Source organism: Burkholderia sp. COPS, from assembly GCF_019425585.1.
Taxonomy (GTDB): Bacteria; Pseudomonadota; Gammaproteobacteria; order Burkholderiales; family Burkholderiaceae; genus Burkholderia; species Burkholderia cepacia.
This window is the reverse complement of sequence record NZ_WIXR01000073.1, coordinates 1-4,675: the sequence shown is the minus strand read 5'-3', so window position 1 is coordinate 4,675 and position 4,675 is coordinate 1. Positions and strand designations below refer to the sequence as shown.

The 4,675-nt window shown below is 61.9% G+C and carries 4 protein-coding genes and 2 pseudogenes; all 6 read right to left on the bottom strand.

The genetic code is table 11. The features are described 5' to 3' along the window. Positions 1-247, bottom strand: a pseudogene (locus FOZ70_RS36115) (NADH-quinone oxidoreductase subunit M); the annotation flags it as partial. A 16-nt stretch (positions 248-263) separates the two neighbouring features. Next, a complete protein-coding gene (nuoL, locus tag FOZ70_RS36110; RefSeq protein WP_219707807.1) occupies positions 264-2,318 on the bottom strand; it encodes an NADH-quinone oxidoreductase subunit L in 2,055 nt (684 codons plus the stop codon). 17 nt (positions 2,319-2,335) lie between these two features. Beyond that, the gene (gene nuoK / locus FOZ70_RS36105; RefSeq protein ID WP_006478272.1) at positions 2,336-2,641 is read right to left on the bottom strand and encodes an NADH-quinone oxidoreductase subunit NuoK; all 306 of its coding nucleotides are present in this window, start codon (positions 2,639-2,641) and stop codon (positions 2,336-2,338) included. Between the two features lie 18 nt (positions 2,642-2,659). Next, positions 2,660-3,310: an NADH-quinone oxidoreductase subunit J gene (locus FOZ70_RS36100; RefSeq protein WP_021162815.1), complete on the bottom strand. Its 651-nt coding sequence runs from the start codon at positions 3,308-3,310 to the stop codon at positions 2,660-2,662. A 112-nt stretch (positions 3,311-3,422) separates the two neighbouring features. Then, positions 3,423-3,911: an NADH-quinone oxidoreductase subunit NuoI gene (gene nuoI, locus FOZ70_RS36095; protein WP_009691265.1), complete on the bottom strand. Its 489-nt coding sequence runs from the start codon at positions 3,909-3,911 to the stop codon at positions 3,423-3,425. A 10-nt stretch (positions 3,912-3,921) separates the two neighbouring features. Next, positions 3,922-4,675: pseudogene (locus FOZ70_RS36090) on the bottom strand (NADH-quinone oxidoreductase subunit H); the annotation flags it as partial.

The following is a 4,675-nucleotide window of genomic DNA, read 5'->3' as shown; positions in this document are numbered from 1 at the left end:
CGACGCCGAGGTGATACGCGATGTCGAAGCGCTCGATCCAGGTCGACTTCTCGACGAACTGCAGCGCAGCCGTGCTCGAATCGAAGCCCGTGATCAGCGGGATCGTGACCGCGAGGCCGAGCAGCGAACCGATCAGCGCGATCCAGCGGGCCGTCCCCGGATTTTTGTCATTACCCACCGCAAGCACGAGGAGGCCGAAAACGATCGGCAGCCAGATCGCGGTACTGAGAATCGGAAAAGCGTGCATTAAGTTGTCCCCCGCCTTATTTGCCGCCGAGCGTTACAAACAGGGTCAGGAGCCCCAGCATGCCGATGATCATGGCGAACGCGTAGTGATAGATGTAACCGGATTGGAGGAAGCGGATCACGCTGGCGAACCAGCCGATGAACCGGGCGCTGCCGTTGACGAGGCCGTCGATCACGACGACGTCACCTTCCTTCCACAGGCCGCGGCCGATCGCCACCGAACCACGGGCGAACACCACTTCGTTGATCTTGTCCATGTAGTACTTGTTGTCCAGCAGCGTGTAGATCGGGCCGAACGCGCGGCGGATCGACGCCGGCAGATCCGGACGCTTCAGGTACAGGAACCAGGCGACAACGACACCGGCGAGCGCGAGCCAGACCGGCAGACCCGACACCGAGTGCAGGCCCATGCCCACCCAGCCGTGGAACTCCTCGGCCATCTCGGCCAGCGCCGGGTGGTTTTCACCGATGAAGATCACCTTGTCGAATGCAACGCCGTGCTGGAAGAAGTCACCGAACAGCATCGGGCCGACCGCGATCGCACCGATGATCACCGACGGGATCGCCAGCAGGACCAGCGGCACCCACACGACCCACGGGGTCTCGTGCGGTTCGTGCGCGTGGTCGTCGTGACCATGGTCATGACCGTGGTCGTCGTGGCCGTGCGCGGCCGCCATGCCCATCGGCGATTCCGGATGCTTCGGCTTGCGGAAGCGCTCTTCACCGTGGAACACCAGGAAATACATGCGGAACGAGTACAGCGCCGTGACGAACACGCTCGCGACGACCGCGAAGTACGCGAAGCCCGAACCCGGCAGGTGCGAAAGCTTCACCGCGTCGATGATCGAGTCTTTCGAGTAGAAGCCCGAGAAGAACGGCGTACCGATCAGCGCGAGCGAACCGATGAGCGACGTGATCCACGTGATCGGCATGTACTTGCGCAGGCCGCCCATGTTGCGGATGTCCTGGTCGTGGTGCATGCCCATGATGACCGAGCCGGCGCCGAGGAACAGCAGCGCCTTGAAGAACGCGTGCGTCATCAGGTGGAACAACGCGACCGGGTACGCGGACACACCGAGCGCGACCGTCATGTAGCCGAGCTGCGACAGCGTCGAATAGGCGACCACCCGCTTGATGTCGTTCTGGATGATGCCGAGGAAGCCCATGAACAGCGCCGTGATCGCGCCGATCACCGTGACGAACGACAGCGCGGTATCCGACAGTTCGAACAGCGGCGACATGCGCGACACCATGAAGATGCCGGCCGTCACCATCGTCGCCGCGTGAATCAGCGCAGAGATCGGGGTCGGGCCTTCCATCGAGTCCGGCAGCCACACGTGCAGCGGGAACTGTGCCGACTTACCCATCGCGCCGATGAACAGGCAGATACAGGCCACGGTCAGCAGGCCCCAGTCGGTGCCCGGGAAGTGCAGGCTCGCGAGTTCCGCGCGCTTCGCGAACACTTCGCCGTAGTTCATCGAGCCGGCGAATGCGAGCAGCAGGCCGATGCCGAGCAGGAAGCCGAAGTCGCCCACGCGGTTCACGAGGAACGCCTTCATGTTCGCGTAGATCGCGCTCTCACGCGTGAAGTAGAAGCCGATCAGCAGGTACGACACCAGACCCACCGCTTCCCAGCCGAAGAACAGCTGCAGGAAGTTGTTGCTCATCACGAGCATCAGCATCGAGAACGTGAACAGCGAGATGTACGAGAAGAAGCGCTGGTAGCCGTCTTCTTCCGCCATGTAGCCGATCGTGTACACGTGCACCATCAGCGAGACGAAGGTCACGACGACCATCATCATCGCGGTCAGCGAATCGACGAGGAAGCCGACTTCGAGCTTCAGCGAGCCGACGTTCATCCATTCGTAGACGGTCGCGTTGAAGCTTGCGCCGCCCATCACGTCGAAGAAGACTTTCGCCGACAGGAGGAACGCGATCATTACGCCGAGGATCGTGATCCGGTGTGCGCCCTTGCGCCCGACTGCGTTCCCGAACAGCCCCGCAATCAGCGAGCCGGCCAGCGGAGCGAGCGGAATCGCCAGCAGCAGGTTTTCATTGAGTGTCGTTGACATAACAGCGTTGCCTGAAATTAACCTTTGAGCTGATCGAGATCCTCGACATTGATCGTGTCGAGCTTACGGAACAGGGTCACCAGAATCGCGAGGCCGATCGCGGCTTCCGCTGCGGCGACCGTCAGCACGAAGAACACGAAGATCTGGCCGTGCACATCGCCGAGGTAGTGCGAAAACGCGACGAAGTTGGTATTCACCGCCAGCAGCATCAGTTCGATCGACATCAGGATGATGATGACGTTGCGGCGGTTCAGGAAGATCCCGACGATCGCGATCGCAAAGAGGATCGCGCCGAGCACGAGGTAATGAGCAAGAGTCAGCATGGTTTTCGTTTCCTCCGCTTAGCCGTTGGTGCCCGAACCGGCTTCGCTCTGCGCCGTTTCCGGCTGCGGCTTGTCCGCTTCCATCTTCACGAGGCGCACACGGTCGTTGCGGCGCACCTTGACCTGATCCGACACGCGCTGGCGCTTGCTGTCCTTGCCCTTGCGCTCGGTCAGCCCGATCGCGGCAATGATCGCGACCAGCAGCACGAGGCCGGCGATTTCAAACGCGAAGATGTAGTCGGTGTAGATCACCTTGCCGATCAGTCGCGTGTTCGACCAGTTGGCCATCTCGCCCGTCGCCATCGCGTGCACCGTCTGCGTGTCGCCGTAGCCGCGCCACAGGATCAGCGCGGTTTCGATCACGATGATCGCGCCGACCACGGTCGCCATCGGGACGAAGCGCTTGAAGTCGCGGCGCAGGTAGTCGATGTTGATGTCCAGCATCATCACGACGAACAGGAACAGCACCATCACGGCGCCCACGTAGACCAGCACCAGCAGGATCGCGAGGAACTCCGCTTCCAGCAGCATCCAGATCGCGGCGGCGTTGAAGAACGCCAGCACAAGGAAAAGCGCAGACGCCACCGGGTTGCGCGAAGTGATCACCTTCAGCCCTGATACCACCAGGAGCAGCGCGAAGATGTAGAACAGTACGGTCGTGAATTCCATGATTACCGGTTCATCGTTAGGCCATAGTCAGGCGCGGCTTGCGGGACGCTCTCGCGTGCCGCACCCGTCGCGGCGGCTCGGCCCAGGCTTCGGGCCGGCACTGCAAACACAATCAACGATACGGCGCGTCGGCAGCCTTCGCCGCGGCGATGTCCTTCTCGTAGCGATCGCCCACCGCGAGCAGCATTTCCTTCGTGAAATACAGGTCGCCGCGCTTTTCGCCGTGGTACTCGAGAATCTGCGTCTCGACGATCGAATCGACCGGGCAGCTCTCTTCGCAGAAACCGCAGAAGATGCACTTCGTCAGGTCGATGTCGTAGCGCGTCGTGCGGCGCGTGTTGTCCGCGCGCGTTTCCGATTCGATCGTGATCGCCATCGCGGGGCACACGGCCTCGCAGAGCTTGCACGCGATGCAGCGCTCTTCGCCGTTTTCATAGCGGCGCAGCGCATGCAGCCCGCGGAAGCGCGGCGAAATCGGGGTCTTCTCTTCCGGGAACTGCACGGTGAACTTGCGCTTGAACGTGTAACGACCGGTCAGCGCGAGCCCCTTCAGCAGCTCGGTCAGGAAGAAAGTCTTAAAGAAGTGTTGGATAGCCGTCATGATTTCGTCCTTACTTCACCCAGATGTTCAGCGGCGACATCATCCAGCAGCCGACCACGACCACCCAGACCACCGTGACGGGCAGGAACACCTTCCAGCCCAGACGCATGATCTGGTCGTAACGGTAGCGCGGGAACGTCGCGCGGACCCAGATGAACACCGACAGCAGTGCGAAGACCTTCAGCACCAGCCAGAAGATGCCCGGGATGAACGACAGGAATTCGAACGGTGCGTCCCAGCCACCGAGGAACAGCGTCGCAGCCAGCGCCGAGATCACGATCATGTTGATGTACTCGGCGAGGAAGAACAGCGCGAACGCCATGCCCGAGTAATCGATCATGTGACCGGCGACGATTTCCGACTCCCCTTCCACCACGTCGAACGGGTGGCGGTTCGTTTCGGCGATGCCCGAAATGAAGTAGACGACGAACGCCGGCAGCAGCGGCAGNNGCTGCCGGCCGTCATCAGCACCAGCACCAGCGCGAAGCCCATCGAGATTTCGTACGACACCATCTGTGCCGCGGCGCGCATCGCGCCGAGGAACGCGTACTTCGAGTTCGATGCCCAGCCCGCGAGAATCACCGCATACACGCCGATCGACGAAATCGCCATCGCGTACAGCAGGCCCGCGTTCACGTTCGCGAGCACGGCTTCTGCCTGGAACGGGATCACGGCCCACACGGCGAATGCCGGCACGACGGTCATCACCGGCGCGATCAGGTACAGCCAGCGGCTGGCGGCGCTCGGCTGAATGACTTCCTTCA